The organism is Sphingobacteriaceae bacterium, assembly GCA_002319075.1.
Classification (GTDB): domain Bacteria; phylum Bacteroidota; class Bacteroidia; order B-17B0; family Aurantibacillaceae; genus Aurantibacillus.
Genome location: NVQB01000001.1, coordinates 4,017,506 through 4,033,859, shown reverse-complemented (window position 1 = coordinate 4,033,859; position 16,354 = coordinate 4,017,506). Strand labels below are relative to the sequence as shown.

The following is a 16,354-nucleotide window of genomic DNA, read 5'->3' as shown; positions in this document are numbered from 1 at the left end:
AAAAATATAAGAATTATCGGATCAAAGTCACATTTCCTTTTTTAAAAGTTTCGGCGCCGTTTAAACACTTCACTTTCAGGTACCAGCCAAATACCCCCACATCAACAGCTTTACCTTTGTATTTACCATCCCAGCCTTTTTCAAGGTCGTTGGTTTCGAACACCTTTTCTCCCCAACGATTATAAATAGCGAGGTTGACTTCATACAATTTTAATCCCTTCACACGGAAAAGATCATTTTCTCCATCACCATTTGGTGTAAATGTATTTGGAATAAACGCGTCACTTTCGATACAACCTTCCGTATAGGCATCTACATGAACAGTTACATCTTCCTCGCATTCTCCACGTCGTGCAGAAGCCGTATAGGTTGTAGGGATAACAGGCGACGCGGTAACGGTATAACCTGTAGCTGGCTTTGTACTTCCCGGTGGTAGCCAGGTAACAAAAGCACCGGGATCTCCTACATAGGTCAAGGTACTATTATCCCCCACATCAATTAATGTAGGATTCGCAAAGGCACCGATTTGGGTAGCAGATAAAACATCTACCCTCACTGCAGCGATTAATAAGAATTTACAGTTTTGATTGTTTACAATATCAGAAGTTGTTATCGTTACAGAATAGTCGGTTGTAATTGTGGGAGTTGCTACTGGATCTGAAGAGCTTGGAAAATCAAGTGTTTGCGAAGGCGTCCAAAGATAGCTTATCCCCCCGGTTGCGTGCAATTGCGCTTGTTCTCCGCGGCATACCGCTGATGTGGAGCTTACAGAAACAGGTGGTGGTTTTAGCAATGTTATAACCGTATCGGCAAGATCTTTGCAGCCAGAACTGTTTGTTGCCTCCAAACTTACTGTGAACGTTCCACCATTCTGATAAAAATTATAAGCATTCTGAAGTGTACTTGTTTTCGCAGGGGCAAGTATCCAGTTCCATTTTACGATATCGTCTTCTGATTGATCATAAAAACGTACATCTCCGCCACAAGGGTTAGCGCTGTAAGTAAAGCCTGCAGTTGGTGTTGGCAGAACCAGTACCTGGGTGGTAAGGGTTTTCTGACAATTCGATCCTGAAGTGTTATTTAAAATGGTTACTGTGTAGATGGTATTAGCCAATGGGTTTGCGAGTGGTGACGCTATGAAAGGATTATTAAGATTAGTGGCCGGTATCCAGGTATAACTTGTTCCTCCGCTGGCCATAATATTAGTGCTTAGTCCATAACAAAGGCTTGCAGTGCTAAGGGCTCCAGGAGAAAAATCGAATATGGTAATAGTTTTAGTTTGTATCTCCACGCAACCACTTGCATCTGTAACCGTTAGATTGACCGTATATGTTCCATTACTCGGATAGGTGTACCCGGGAGCACTCAAAGTGCTTGTATTTCCGTTCCCGAAATTCCATAAATAAGGATTGGCTGCAAGGTTACCGGTTGTTACCTGCGTAGCCTGAATAGTAGTGGTACAGGCGCCTCCGGTTAAAGTAATAGTGGTGGAAGGTTTTGGAAGAATAGTAATATATGTTTTAGTTCTGTCGATTTTATTACACGTTGTATTATCTTCTATAGTTAACTGAACGGTATATGTACCCGGATTTGTATAGGTTACCACCGGATTAATATTGCTGGACGTGGTATTCCCATTTCCAAGATCCCAGGTATAAGTTGAGTTTGCACCTGCCGGAGTAGCGTTTGTAAGGGTAACGGTTAGCGGAGAACAGCCTGATAAAGTATTTGTAGAGATTGTTGCAATAGTAAGTTGCAATTGAAAATCTAGTTTAATAACGCCATTATTGCAATTATTTGAATGGTTCGGATTTCCCGGGGTATTGGGCCATGCTCCCGGTGTCACCGGGAAATCATCATTCCCTCCGCAACCCGCGCATACCGACTGATAAATGCGTCCGCCCGGATCAAAACGGGAAGTACCTCCATCTACGTGCTCATCGCTAAAGCTGCCTCCAAAATAAGACCCATATTGAAGATTCACGGCATTTGAATCCAGACCCATAAAATAAAAATCAAAGCCATCTGTACTTGATTGGGTGGGGATCATCAAGGGCATGTTTGACAAAGGAGAAGGATTTCCTATAACATTACCTCCCCACCCTGAAATGTAAATATTATTGCACTTATCTACTGCGAAAGCTGAAGGAGAAATGTCAGTAGTGTTTGAATAATTCCCAAAGACTGTAGACAAATTTAAAACATTCAACGATGCATTAAATCTCGAAATAAACTGATGCGTGCCAGAAACGGAAAAAACGCTTGCTGCATTTGACGCCACAACCACAGGAATATTACCGAGGGATTGTCCATAAATGTAAACGTTATCATATTTGTCGGACTGAATAAAAAAAGACTGATCATATTGAAAGGTCCCGAAATAGGTGCCATTCATAACACTATTTCCGGCAGGATTCACCCGAATTACATAACCATCCGCCGCTCCACCCTGATAGGCAGACTGATAGCCACCAGATGCATGCGGGAAATTGTTGCTGGTTGTGCCACCGGTGACATAGACTTCAAAATTATCTTTCACAATAAGACCGTAGCCGGCGTCTAATCCGCTACCGCCAATAAATGAAGAGTTAAGTAAAGAACTAAGGCCCGAATTAAATTTCGCCAATATCCCATCCTGTGTTCCTCCTAAGTTGCTGTCAAACCCATTGGTAGTTGGAAAATCGGAAGAGCGGGTAGAACTTGTAATGTAAATATTGCCAAGCAAATCTACTTGTATTTCGCCCCTGCACTGGTCGCCGTAATTATATTGCAAATTTACATAATCGGGTTCGGCCACTGTTATAACGCCTGTTGCAGGTGGTGTTGCGGGCACCTGGTAGAAACCTGACGCTGAATTGCTATGATTTAATCCGTCGTTAGCACTTCCTCCAATATAGGTGGAAGCAAGGAGGCTGGTTCCGGAAGAATTAAATTTTGAAACATAAATATCTGTTCCGTTTACAAAACGTTGACCATTTGCTACAAACATTATAAATGACCCCCCATTAAAGGTAGGATCATAACTGTTTGATAGCATTGGAAAATTACTGCTGCTTGTTACACCGTAAATGCAAAGATCACCAGATCCATCCACAATCATACTGTGAATTGTTTCAGTAAACCCGCCTCCAAAATAGGTGGAAAATAACAAACTGCTTCCACTCGAGCTGTATTTAGTAATTACCACATCCGTATTACCGTAGTATGCAGGGCCATTAAAAGAAGAGCTGTACGCTCCGGTAGTTGTGGGATAACCTACATCAAAAATGGTGCCTCCTGAATATAAGTTTCCCTGGTTATCATAAGTAGCGGTCATTCCAAAATTATCGGCATTTGAGCCCGATTGAGCTGCAAAAACAAGGATTGGGTCGATTATCAATTCGTGGTTTTTATCATAGCCTTCAGGAAATTCAAAACTTACTACATTATCTCTCAATCGATAGTCGCATTTCACTTCCCTTACTACTCCATTAATTAGCTGGTAAGCATAAGGTCTTTGCTCTATGACCTCGTTTACAGATAGCGATAAAACCAAAGTCCCGTCTTTTAATCTTGGTTTGTCTATCCCCTGGTAGCGCATCTTAATTAAGGAAGGATCAGCTTTCGCTTTTACATGGAAATTATATTTAAGGCCATTCACCGCGGTAATGAGTTCATAATCTATGTCCGGATATAAATTCCTTAAGAAAATCTGATGATAGTTTTTTACCCCACTTTTCCATTTTGTTTTATCGCCTCCGAGAAAAAAATTCTCGTAATCTGGTCCAGCTTGAAATTTATCTATGGCTGCTGCCGTATTGCACTTCTCAAACTTAATTTTATAAGCGTGACAATTAATATCAAGGTTACTGAACTTGTTTTTAAGCGCCCCCCCATGGTGAATAGCCCTGTATTTTTTCTTATCGTAAAAATTAAAAGTTAAACCGGCCTTTTCGACGTAAAGCGCTCCACCATCTAACTGTGCCTTAAAAAGCACCTCAGATTGCCACTGACCAAGATTTTCTGTGAGTTTTAGGGCCGGGCTAACGTGGGGACTAACAACACGGGGATTACTATCACTTTGGGCGTGGGAGAGGCAAAAACATCCGAAAGAGAGAAGTATTAGGAGCAGTTTATTGGACATTAATCAAATATACAAGAATTAGGTTTATTTCACAAGATGACAGCGCCCAATACTTTAGTCAATACTCACCTTTCTGCTACCTATTTGGGTTAAATTTCGTACTTTTGCGCCCTTATGTCAAATGTAGTAGCTATAGTAGGAAGACCCAATGTTGGTAAATCGACACTTTTTAATCGTTTAACCGAAACCCGTCAGGCTATTGTTGACGAAGTTGCGGGTGTTACCCGTGATCGTCACTACGGTAAAGCAGAATGGCAGGGTGTTGAGTTTAGTGTTATAGACACAGGTGGTTATATCAGAGGCAGCGAGGATATTTTTGAGGGCGAGATCCGCAAACAAGTTCAGATTGCGATCGACGAAAGTTCGGCCTTGATATTTGTGGTGGATGTGGTAGAAGGCGTTTCTCAGTATGACACAGAAGTAGCCAAGATCATTCGCAAAAGTAAAAAGCAGTGCATTGTGGTTGCTAATAAAGTTGACAGTCACGAAAAAGCTGCGTATTCAGCAGAATTTTACCAGTTCGGTTTAGGAGATGTTTTTCCTATTTCCGCTATCAGTGGAAGCGGCACAGGCGACATGTTAGATGCTTTGGTAGCTATGCTTCCTAAGGACGAAGGCGGACTTGAAGAAATAAATATTCCACGCATTGCCATTGTAGGGAGGCCTAATGTAGGAAAGTCTTCATTAACAAATGCCTTATTGGGAGAAGAAAGAAATATTGTTACAGCTGTAGCCGGAACAACCCGCGATACTATTAATACACGCTATACCAAATTCGGCCATGATTTTTGGTTAATTGATACTGCAGGCATTCGCCGTAAGGCTAAAGTGCATGAAGACCTTGAATTTTACAGTGTAATGCGCAGTGTGAATGCCATTGAAAGAAGTGATGTATGTTTACTTTTGATTGATGCAGAGCAAGGTGTAGAAGCTCAGGATCTGAGCATTCTTAGCCTTATCGAAAGAAACCGTAAAGGCGTTGCTATCATCGTAAACAAGTGGGACTTAATTGAAAAAGATACCAAGACAGCTAAAGAATACGAAGAAAAGATCCGCGAGCGCATTAAGCCTTTTAAAGATATTCCCATTTTATTTATTTCCGTTCACGACAAACAAAGAATTATGAAAGCGGTGGAAATTGCAATGACTGTTTATGCAAATAAAACACGTCACATTCCTACCCGTGAGTTGAATGACTTTTTACTGCCCCTTATTGAAAGCACACCACCGCAGGCGGTGAAGGGTAAGTACGTAAAAGTAAAATACATTACACAATTAAAAACGGAAGCATTATTTATGTTCTATTGCAACCTGCCGCAGTACGTGACTGAAGCTTACAAACGTTTTCTTGAAAATAAAATACGTGAAAACTACGACTTTTCTGGTGTGCCGATCGTAGTAAGTATGCGTAAAAAAACCTAGAGCAGTTTACTCTTTATAACCATTGCCAAGCCAGCAGCTTATCAAAGCTTTCTGTTCAGCCGTCAACACAGGATTAGAATTTCCTAATGGCGGCATAGACGAGGGTTGCTGATCAATAACACGTGCCTGAATTCTTCCTGCTTCTGCTCTATCCTTTACCTGCTCATAAGTGCTCATTAAAGGATTTGAGTTGGAACCATCATGACAGCCAGGAATTGCACAGTTGGCATCCACAATAGCTTTAATATGTTTTGTATACGTAATAGTATCACAGCTTAAAGTTCCTGCAGGTGCAGGCTCAGGCAGTTTGCCCATGTCTTTTGCACAACTCGCTAAAACAAGAGCTGTAAAAGCAACAGCAGTGGCACCCAGGATAAATAGTTTTTTCTTCATAGTTTAAATCTTCTAAAAAAAATCCATTAATAATAAATCCAGAAATTTCTTTTGAGATTTTCAAATTTAGTGAAATTTCAATTACCTCAACACTTCATAAGCTTTAAAATTTAGCTCAGAAACCTGATCGAAAAACATAAAACTTTTTCCACAATAACGCTACTTTAGCAAAATAACCTGTATTTTAGGTTCGCTAAACTGTTACTCTATGAATAAAATTACCTGTCTTTTACTTTTAATCTCTGTTTATACATTTGGACAAAAAGAGAACAAAGGAAACGTATTTGCTTCGGCTTCTGATGACGCCAAAATATTTTCAGCCAAGCAAAAATTATTGGGTCACCAGTATGTGAGTGCTCTGAATTCATTCCGAGAAGTTGAAAAAAGCAATCCCACTAACTCGGTCATAAAATATTACATAGGCGAGTGTTATTATAACTTAGGTCAAACGCAAAACGCCAAAACCAGCCTTTTAAAGGCTCTTGCAGCACCTAAGGATGTGAAGCCTGAAACACATTTTTTGCTTGGACGAATTTACCAGGCAGAAGACAGCATAGACAAAGCTATTCAGGAATTTAAACTTTTTAAAGCTTCGCCTGTTGAAGATAAAGAAACGAAAGAAGACGCTGACACTTACCTGAGTCAATGCGAAAACGCAAAAAAGATGATGGCTGCACCTGTAAATGTTATTATTACAAATCTTGGTACTGATATCAACAGTAAATTTGATGATAAAAACCCATGTGTTACCGCAGACGGAAGTCGTCTTGTATTCACAACACGCCGTCCTGAAACAACCAACGACCCAACAGATGTAGAAGGTGACGGAAAATATTTCGAAAACATTTACACTGCTACTTTAGATTCCACCACTCGGAATTTTTCAAAAGCTTCAGGTGTTAGTAATTCTATCAACACCAAAGCGCACGATGCGGTAACAAGTATTTCGCCCGATGGAAAACAAATTTTTATTTATTACAACGATGCTAAAGTTGCCGACAAACGCGGTGGAAGTGTATTCGTGAGTAAAGTAGCAAATGGAAAATGGAAAGCTCCTGAAAGTCTGGGCAAACCTATTAACTCTTCCTATTGGGAAGGTGGCGCCTGCGTGTCTCCTGATGGTAAGCGTTATTTTTTTACCAGCGAGCGCAAAGGTAGTTTCGGTGGGAGCGACATCTGGATGGTAGAGAAAGTGAGTAAAGCAGAATGGGGAACCCCGGTTAATCTTGGCTCAGAGATTAACACCGTTTACGACGAAGGTGGCATGTTTTTAGCACCGGATGGCAAAACGCTTTTCTTTTGCAGCAATGGCCCCGGAAGTATGGGGAGTTACGATGTTTTTAAAACGGTTTATTCAAAAGGCAAATGGAGTACCCCGGTAAATGTGGGTTATCCAATTAACAGCAGCGGTAAAGAAGGGCAATTATCCATGAGTGCCGACGGCCGTTTCGCTTACGTTTCAAGCAATCGTAAAGGAGGGCTTGGAGACGCCGATATCTATAAAATTGATTTAAAAGATTACGCTATTTTAGAGCCAGATGGCAAAGTAAAAACAAGCAATGGTTTAAGCATTTTAAAAGGCACTATTCGCGAAGGGAACGAAGGGTATGGTGTTCAGGATGCTGTGGTAATTGTAAAAGATGCAGACAACAATGAAGTTGCCTCAGCTAATACAAATGAAACCGGAGAATATTTTTTTACGATGCGTGGCGGTAAATACTCTTTAGTAGTGAAGAAAAAAGGATATACTGAGATCACTGAAAATATAGACCTTGGCCTTAGTGAAAAAGAAACAGTTATACTTGAAAAAGGCTACCTGTTAAAGAAACCCTGAATAGGAACGCGTTTAATCGCGACAGTTAATAAATACTAAACAGGGAAAATACTACTCTTTATTAGACAATAGATTTGGCTAAGATTGAGTTAAATAATTTTATCTTTGTACCAATGGAAATTGTAAAAGGTTCTGGATTTATTCCAGGGGAATTATTAGCGAAAATTAATTCTCCTTCGGATGTAAAAAAATTAAACGAAGACCAACTAGAACAACTTAGTTCAGAATTACGACAATACATTATCGACCTCGTTTCTGTAAAAGGAGGGCACTTTGGAGCTTCTCTCGGTGTTGTTGAATTAACCGTTGCCTTACATTATATCTTTAACACACCATACGACCAATTGGTTTGGGATGTAGGCCACCAGGCTTACGGACATAAAATTTTAACCGGACGTCGTGACGTTTTTCATACGAACCGCGTTTATAAAGGCATAAGCGGATTTCCTAAAAGAAGTGAAAGTGAATACGATACTTTCAGCGTTGGTCACTCCTCTACTTCCATTAGTGCAGCCTTAGGAATGGCGGTTGCCAGCAAATACAAAGAATTAAATGACAAGCAACACATTGCTGTAATTGGCGATGGAGCGATGACGGCCGGTTTAGCCTTCGAGGGATTAAATCACGCCGGTGTTCAAAATGCCAATCTGTTAGTAGTGCTCAACGACAATTGCATGAGCATTGATCCGAATGTTGGAGCATTAAAAGAATATTTAACCGACATTACCACTTCACATACTTACAACAAAGCGAAAGACAAGATTTGGGAATTGCTCGGCAAGATCAGTAAATTTGGCCCGAACGCGCAAGAAATTGCAAGCAAAGTAGAAAATGCTGTTAAGACGAGTTTATTAAAACAAAGTAATTTATTTGAATCTTTAAAATTCCGTTATTTCGGTCCTGTTGACGGGCACGACGTGGTGCGCCTTACAAAGGTGCTTGCCGATTTAAAAGATATTCCGGGTCCGAAATTATTGCACATTCTTACAAAAAAAGGAAAAGGTTATAAGTTCAGCGAAGAAGGAAATGAAACTATTTGGCATTCTCCAGGATTGTTTAATAAAGAAACCGGGGAGATTATCAAAGTAATTCCTAAAACGCCTCAGCCTCCCAAATATCAGGATGTTTTTGGTCACACAATTGTTGAACTAGCCGAAAAAAATTTATCTATTGTAGGAATAACACCTGCCATGCCATCCGGATGTTCTTTGAACATTATGATGAAAGCTATGCCCGATCGCGCATTTGACGTTGGCATAGCAGAACAGCACGCAGTAACTTTTAGTGGCGGATTAGCAACGCAGGGACTTGTTCCTTTTTGCAACATCTATTCCTCTTTCATGCAAAGGGCCTATGATCAGGTGATTCATGATGTAGCACTACAAAATTTAAAAGTCATATTTTGTCTTGATCGCGGTGGTCTTGCAGGTGCCGATGGTCCCACGCATCACGGGGCATACGACATCGCTTATTTCAGATGTATTCCCAACATGATTGTGAGTGCACCTATGAATGAAGAGGAGTTGCGCAACTTAATGTACACGGCTCAACTGGATGAAGTAAAAACCGCTTTCAGTATTCGTTATCCACGCGGACAAGGTGTGATGGTAAACTGGAAAACGCCTTTTGCCAAACTTGAAATTGGAAAAGGAAGAAAAATTAAAGACGGAAAAGACGTTGCGATCTTGTCGCTTGGACACCCGGGTAACCTGGTTACTCAGGCCCTTGAGCTTTTAAAAGAAAAAGGCATTGATCCGGCACATTACGATATGCGTTTCGCAAAACCTATCGACGAAGAATTATTACACGAAGTATTTTCAACATATAATAAAGTGATCACCGTTGAAGACGGCTGTATCATGGGTGGAATGGGCAGTGCTGTGCTGGAATTCATGGCAGACCATCAGTATTCTGCCAGGGTAGTGCGTTTAGGCATACCTGATCAATTTATAGAGCACGGCGAACAGGCCGAACTTTACGAAGAATGTGGTTTTTCCCCAAAGAAAATTGCAGAAACAGCGATTCAAATCTTAGAGGAAAAACAACCAGTTAGGAAGCAAAGCCCAGATACGCTTCCTGGCAAAAAACAAGCATAATTAGTGGAAAAATTTAAAGTATCTGTGAAATTACACTGCGCAGCTAAAGAAGTATTTACAGGCTGGCTAAACGACAAAACGCACTCAGAATTTACAGGAGGTTCTAAAGCAACTACAAGTCCTAATGAAGGCGGGAGATTTACAGCCTGGGATGGTTTCATCAGTGGCACTAACGTAGAAATCTTCCCTTACAAAAAAATTATTCAAAAATGGCGAACTACTGACTTCGCAGCAAATGATGAAGATTCGCTTATCGAATTATTTTTCACCTACAAAGACGATCACACGTTGGTGACTATTACACACACTAACATTCCGGAAGGACAGGGCGAGAGTCTTAAAAAGGGTTGGAAAGATCATTACTTTGCGTATATGAAAAAGTGTTACGAGAAGTAAACCACTGAGGCACTAAGATCACTTAGAAACACTTAGTTCTCTACGGCAGACGCTCTCTTTTTATTAGTGCACCTCAGTGAACTGAGGACCTTAGTGGTAAATTGCCTAGGGGTCTATAATTGCTACGAGAAGGCTAATCATTTTTCTTTTATGAAAAAGTGTTACGAAAAGTAACATTAGGCGGGACTGAAGGGATTCAAGACATAAGAGAAACAAGACTGATTTTTCTATCCTGGTTCTCTTAAGTCCCTTAAGTCCTGCCTCCAACTAAGGCCTGTACTTGCTTTTTGAGAGAATTTTTTGCGCGTTGGTATCGTCCATTAACTGCTCAAGCGTTACCTCTTTATTATTCTTCATGTAGCTTCTTACAATCTGCCAACCAATCCACATAGCTATGCGGGGCGGGCACTCTCTGCTGATGGCTGCTGTAAAAGGACCTTCACTCGTGAGTTCACGAATGGTGTTCATATTGTTTTCGTACAACCTGTTTTTTTCAGCGAAATAACTCCAGTAATTTTTCTGATACATTTCACAAGATTTCATTTGTTTGGCCGTATACCCTATTATAAGACTGTCCGCGAGGTCTGGCACTAACGCATTGACAGCATAATAAAGTTTTCCGTAAAAAATGGTATGATTGAGCAAAGTATTCTCCGGTGTAGTTTTATCAAACTCTGTTAGTATCCATCCGCGCGCTATATCTGGTAGTAAATGTGCCTCGTTCATTTTCCTCGCCTGGTATTGTGGATAGTTCAACATCTGGTAAAATTTCGAATTCTCTCCCAGATACATATCCAGACTAACAACCAGTGCACTGTCAAGATAAGCAAAAGCATAATTCCATCCGGTAGTGCAGGTAATAAGTCGTGTTGGTAATTTCCTTGTGGGAAAATGGTAGTGAAACCGTTTGATCATGGCCTCCACTTCCGAAGCTGTTTTTTCGAATTTCGAAGCAGGATACAAAGTCTTCACGTCAGCGTAGGCTTCTTTCACATCTTTATTACCAACGAAATCAAGCACCATGGCTTTATAGGCGGTGTCCTTTGTACCGTTAAGACCAAGCGGATTAATAAGAAAATGTTCGTAGAAAGCCCCATACTTAGCCTTAACACCTGGTGCTTTTGCGTCAAAATTTGACGGGTTTAATTGAAAAAGATCGTCTTCAAGGCGCATTAACTTGAGAGATTCTGTTTTTACTTCAGAAACATCTACGTCCAGTTTATCTGGTTCACAGGCAAAAAGAATGAACAATGGAGCAGCAATAAAAAGAATTCTTTTTTTCATAGCAGGAAGATCTATTTTTTATATTTGTAAAACTAATCAATAAAAAAAATAATGATGAAAAAATTATTATTCTCCCTAATAACGTTCTCTCTCATAAGCACCTCTTTATTAGCTCAGGATCCTGCATCAAAACCCAGTAAAGTACGCTTTGGATTAAGAGTTAGTCCGCAACCTACCTGGTTTACTTCGGGAGATAAAAACGCTACGCCCAACGGAGCAAAATTTGGATTTGGATTTGGATTAAATCTTGAATTCAGGATGTCAGATGTAGCCTCATTCCTTACAGGAATTGGCGGGGACTTTGAAGGTGGGAAATACACTTTCAGAAATGACCCTGTGAATAATTACCAGGTAACCTATCTTTTAGACGAAAGCAATGTATTTGTGGCCCCTAACAACAAAACCGATGGAACGAATAATAAACAGGTTAAATCTAACACGGCATTTATCTTAGAAGGTAGAACGGTTAAAACATCTTACGTAACAATTCCTATTATGTTAAAGCTTTCTACTAAAGAATATAGTGGCTTTAAATATTTCGGAATGTTTGGCGGAGAACTTGGCATTCGTTTAAAAGCTACTGCCGAGGATTCTTACTTAAGCTCAGGTAAATTTGATTCGACTTTCACGTATGTTCCAACATCTGGTGCATCTTCTCAAACAGATATTGATGTAAGCAAAGACTTTGCTCCCTTAAGACTTTGTTTTAACGCAGGTTTAGGTGCAGAATACCGTATTGCCGGTTCAACTTCTGTATTCATCAATATTAATTATTTCAGAAGTCTTTTAAATCAAACTAAGAGCGAATCGGAATATACTTTCTATAAAACAGAAGCTAGTTCTGGAAAATCTACTTTTATCAAACAAAACCTAAAAGCGAGTGGAATTCGCATAAATGTGGGAATTTTGTTCTAAAACCTTTAAAAATTCAGGAATCCGTTTTACTTTTAAGTGAAACGGATTTTTTTGTGTTAAATATGTCCTTTTTGGGCAAAAACGACTTAAAAACACTCATTTTGTTATAAATCAAGCTAAAAAAGACTTTTTTTAATCAAAATTACTTCTACTTTTGCCCCACTAACTACAAATAATTACCAGAAAATCCTGGAGCCTTTTCCCGGCACGAAGGATTTAATTACTAACTAAAAACTACACAAATGAAGTTAACAGAAATTCAGGATCTCATTAAATTTGTTTCTAAAAGCGGCGTGAGCGAAGTTGAATTGGAAACAAAGGAAATTAAGATCGTTATCCGCACCCCTAAGAGCGGACAGCCAGTAATGATGCAGGCAGCGCCAATGATAGCAGCGCCGGTGGCAACTCCGGTAGCGCAAGCAGCTGCACCTGCTGTAACGCCTGGAGCTACTGACAAAGGTACTACCACAGGTGGCATTGATGAGTCAAAATATATTACTATTAAATCGCCTATGATCGGTACTTTTTACCGTTCTGCAGGTCCTGATAAACCTGTATTTGTAAATGTAGGTGATGAAATCGCTGTAGGAAAAGCAGTTTGTATTATTGAAGCCATGAAATTATTCAATGAGATTGAAAGTGACGTGAAAGGCAAAATTGTAAAAGTTCTTGTAAACGACGCTACTCCTGTAGAATACGATCAACCATTATTTTTGGTAGACCCTTCTTAATTATTAATGTTTGAAGTTTCTAAGTTTCTTGTATCTGGTTGCGCTGCCTCTGGCAGGTTTGCTTAGCCAGAAACCTGGAACCTCAAACCATAAACTCTAAAAGTATGTTTAAAAAAATATTAATAGCAAATCGTGGCGAAATTGCGCTCAGGGTTATACGTACCTGCCGCGAAATGGGAATTAAGACGGTAGCGGTATATTCAACCGCTGACAAAGATTCTCTGCATGTTAAGTTTGCCGATGAAGCCGTATGTATTGGGCCCCCGCCAAGTAAAGAAAGTTACCTTAACATGGCCAGCATTATTGCTGCTGCCGAAATTACAAATGCTGACGCTATTCACCCGGGATATGGATTCTTAAGTGAAAATGCCAAGTTCTCTGAAATTTGCCGTCAGAATAAAATTAAATTTATTGGTGCTTCTCCCGAAATGATTAACAAGATGGGAGATAAGAGCAATGCTAAAGCAACCATGATAGAAGCTGGCGTACCCTGCGTACCTGGCTCCGAAGGTCTGCTCGAAAGCGCCGACCAGGGAAAAGAACTTGCTAAAGGCATAGGATATCCTGTTATTATAAAAGCCACAGCCGGTGGAGGTGGAAAAGGAATGCGCATTGTATGGAATGAAGAAGAATTTCAACCAGCATGGGACAGCGCTACTCACGAAGCTTCAGCCGCATTTGGTAACGGAGCCATGTACATGGAAAAATACATCGAAGAGCCTCGTCACATCGAAATTCAGATTGTGGGCGATCAATACGGTAAAGCTTGTCACTTAAGTGAACGTGATTGCAGTATTCAACGTCGTCACCAAAAACTGGTAGAAGAAACGCCTTCGCCATTTATGACCCCTGAACTGCGTGATGCCATGGGTGATGCTGCAGTAAAAGCTGCTTTATCTATCGCTTACGAAGGTGTAGGAACAGTTGAGTTTTTGGTGGACAAACACCGTAACTTCTACTTTATGGAGATGAACACCCGTATTCAGGTGGAACACCCTATCACAGAAGAAGTAATTAATTACGACTTAATTCGCGAACAAATTTTAGTGGCGGCTGGTGTACCAATTTCAGGTAAAAATTATTACCCGCAATTACACGCTATCGAATGCCGTATAAACGCTGAAAATCCGTTTATGAATTTTGCTCCTTCACCGGGAACAATTACTACACTTCATACACCGGGTGGACATGGTATTCGCGTGGATTCGCACGTTTACAGTGGTTACAGAATTCCACCAAACTACGACAGTATGGTTGGAAAATTAATTACCGTAGCACAAACCCGTGAAGAAGCGATTGCAAAAATGCACCGTGCTTTAAGTGAATATGTAATTGAAGGGGTTAAGACCACTATTCCGTTTCATATTAAATTGATGCAGAACGAGCAGTTTAAAGCAGGAGATTATACTACGAAGTTTATGGAGACCTGGGATTTTAAAAACGCTTAATTGACAAAATGCGATAATATAGAAAGCCACCCCAGGGTGGCTTTTTTGTTGTAGTACAGGTTGCGCAGTTTCACCATGGCGAATGCTGTTCTGTTTAAACAGTTCTGACGCTGACCCTACTGATTTCGCTGATCTGTTAGGCTAAGAATTTCACGGATTAATTTGCCGTTGGCAAATTTCACTTCACGATTTTGCTCGAAAACATTGACATTTCCAGTATATGCCAAAAGAAAATTTAATTTTAATGCCTGCTATAAATTCTTAATTTAAGTCCTTATTAAAAAGTACATGAAAAAATATTTGCTACACGGAAAATTAAAAGCGAAAGAAGGAAAAGGAGAAGAGCTCTCCTCTATTCTACTCGAAGCCGCGCAAACGTTAACCGCGGCTAAAGGTTGCGACCTTTATGCTATTGGAAAAGACGCGAATGATACTGATTCTGTTTGGGTAACAGAAATCTGGCATACGAAAGAAGATCACGATAATTCTTTAAAACTTGAAAGTGTGAGATCGGTTATTATGAAGGCTATGCCTATTTTGGATGGCATGCCGCAGAAAGGGCAGGAGCTGGAAATCGTTGGGGGCCTAGGAGTTTAAACTGTATCGTGTAGATATGACAAGCTTTAAACTATTAAGCCGTAGCGAAACAACTTCAACCTATTCTATTTTTTCCATCAATGACTATCAAATAAATCCGATAGCTATCGCATCAGAAGCCGATGGCGAAAAAATCATGAACGATTTTCTGACTCCTGAAAATTTTAAGCATGAAGACTTTCATAAAATCATTCGTCTTAACGAAGATCCCACAAGAAACTTTCTGGGTCATGCTTTAAATCTTGAACAGATAAGTCTTTCTGACTTTAGGAAATTTTCTAAAAACGAAGCCGTTCATTTTTTTGATAGACAAATTCCTAAAAACTCTTTAGTACCGCTGGAACAAGAAGAAAGATACCTCCTCGATAAATTTATAGATATCCTAACTCTCTCAACTTCCCCTGCCTTTTACGTGATCTCCAGAGATTTTTTCGACACAGAACTTCCTGTGGATACTTATTTTGAAAATTATAAATTGCTTTATGATGGTATTATTTATAATCCTTACTTCTTAGTTCTTTGGTTGAGTGATAAAAACATTTTACATGTTTGTGAATACCTTTCCGATTAATATCTGAAATTAGTGATAGCAATTAAATTTTAGTTTATATGGGTAGTGAGACACGAATCAGAACATATACAGCCGAAGATAAGCAGCAGGTTTTAAATTTGCTGCGCCTAAATACACCACGCTACTTTGCGCCCGAAGAAGAAAAAGATTTTAGTTATTATTTAGAGAATGAACTTGAATATTATTTCGTTCTTGAATATGAGGAGAGTATTGTTGGCTGTGGGGGATTTAATTTTTCCGGGAATGCTGCTGTAGGAAAGATAAGTTGGGATATTTTTCACCCCGATTACCAGGGTAAATCTCTCGGAAGTACCTTATTTGATTACAGGTTAAAAAAGCTGGAAGAATTTACCGAGCTGAAAACCATTATAGTAAGAACTACCCAATTAGTTTACAAATTCTACGAAAAAAAAGGATTTGAATTGATGGAAGTTATAGAAAATTACTGGGCTCCGGGTTTAGACTTATATAAAATGAACTATAACCCAACCCTAAGGCGATGAAGCACGTATAGATCTTTAGCAACCAATTAATCCCAAGCGCT

Annotated in this window: 13 protein-coding genes; 10 read left to right on the top strand and 3 right to left on the bottom strand. The window is 39.9% G+C overall.

The genetic code is table 11. The features are described 5' to 3' along the window. Positions 1–13: 13 nt before the first annotated feature. Positions 14–4,123, bottom strand: a complete 4,110-nt coding sequence (locus CNR22_17380) for a hypothetical protein (GenBank protein ID PBQ33473.1) — start codon at positions 4,121–4,123, stop codon at positions 14–16. Positions 4,124–4,237: 114 nt separating this feature from the next. On the opposite strand from CNR22_17380, the gene CNR22_17375 reads away from it, so the two are divergent. Continuing rightward, on the top strand, positions 4,238–5,545 hold the full coding sequence (locus tag CNR22_17375) for a ribosome biogenesis GTPase Der (GenBank protein ID PBQ33472.1): 1,308 nt from the start codon (positions 4,238–4,240) through the stop codon (positions 5,543–5,545). A 6-nt stretch (positions 5,546–5,551) separates the two neighbouring features. On the opposite strand, the gene CNR22_17370 is transcribed toward CNR22_17375, so the two are convergent. Beyond that, positions 5,552–5,938, bottom strand: a complete 387-nt coding sequence (locus CNR22_17370; protein ID PBQ33471.1) for a hypothetical protein — start codon at positions 5,936–5,938, stop codon at positions 5,552–5,554. A 208-nt stretch (positions 5,939–6,146) separates the two neighbouring features. On the opposite strand from CNR22_17370, the gene CNR22_17365 reads away from it, so the two are divergent. From CNR22_17365 to CNR22_17355, 3 genes are all read left to right on the top strand, one after another. Continuing rightward, complete coding sequence (locus tag CNR22_17365; protein ID PBQ33470.1) at positions 6,147–7,772, top strand: hypothetical protein; 1,626 nt, start codon at positions 6,147–6,149, stop codon at positions 7,770–7,772. A 113-nt stretch (positions 7,773–7,885) separates the two neighbouring features. Then, positions 7,886–9,868, top strand: a complete 1,983-nt coding sequence (dxs, locus tag CNR22_17360) for a 1-deoxy-D-xylulose-5-phosphate synthase (protein ID PBQ33469.1) — start codon at positions 7,886–7,888, stop codon at positions 9,866–9,868. A gap of 3 nt (positions 9,869–9,871) precedes the next feature. Further along, positions 9,872–10,264, top strand: a complete 393-nt coding sequence (locus CNR22_17355; GenBank protein PBQ33468.1) for a hypothetical protein — start codon at positions 9,872–9,874, stop codon at positions 10,262–10,264. Positions 10,265–10,531: 267 nt separating this feature from the next. Here CNR22_17355 and CNR22_17350 read toward each other — a convergent pair whose 3' ends face one another. Then, positions 10,532–11,548 carry a hypothetical protein gene (locus CNR22_17350; GenBank protein ID PBQ33467.1) on the bottom strand — a complete coding sequence of 339 codons (1,017 nt, stop codon included), beginning with the start codon at positions 11,546–11,548 and terminating at the stop codon, positions 10,532–10,534. A 51-nt stretch (positions 11,549–11,599) separates the two neighbouring features. On the opposite strand from CNR22_17350, the gene CNR22_17345 reads away from it, so the two are divergent. The 6 genes from CNR22_17345 to CNR22_17320 all read left to right on the top strand — a co-directional run bounded on the left by CNR22_17345 (position 11,600) and on the right by CNR22_17320 (position 16,313). Further along, positions 11,600–12,463, top strand: a complete 864-nt coding sequence (locus CNR22_17345) for a hypothetical protein (protein PBQ33466.1) — start codon at positions 11,600–11,602, stop codon at positions 12,461–12,463. Between the two features lie 242 nt (positions 12,464–12,705). After that, positions 12,706–13,194 (top strand): acetyl-CoA carboxylase, biotin carboxyl carrier protein, encoded by a 489-nt coding sequence (gene accB / locus CNR22_17340; GenBank protein ID PBQ33465.1) that lies wholly within the window; start codon positions 12,706–12,708, stop codon positions 13,192–13,194. Between the two features lie 104 nt (positions 13,195–13,298). Continuing rightward, positions 13,299–14,642 (top strand): acetyl-CoA carboxylase biotin carboxylase subunit, encoded by a 1,344-nt coding sequence (gene accC, locus CNR22_17335; GenBank protein PBQ34939.1) that lies wholly within the window; start codon positions 13,299–13,301, stop codon positions 14,640–14,642. 288 nt (positions 14,643–14,930) lie between these two features. Then, positions 14,931–15,239 (top strand): antibiotic biosynthesis monooxygenase, encoded by a 309-nt coding sequence (locus tag CNR22_17330; GenBank protein PBQ33464.1) that lies wholly within the window; start codon positions 14,931–14,933, stop codon positions 15,237–15,239. A 16-nt stretch (positions 15,240–15,255) separates the two neighbouring features. Further along, positions 15,256–15,810, top strand: coding sequence for a hypothetical protein (locus CNR22_17325; protein ID PBQ33463.1), 555 nt, complete (start codon positions 15,256–15,258; stop codon positions 15,808–15,810). Positions 15,811–15,848: 38 nt separating this feature from the next. Beyond that, a complete protein-coding gene (locus CNR22_17320; GenBank protein ID PBQ33462.1) occupies positions 15,849–16,313 on the top strand; it encodes a GNAT family N-acetyltransferase in 465 nt (154 codons plus the stop codon). Positions 16,314–16,354: the final 41 nt, after the last annotated feature.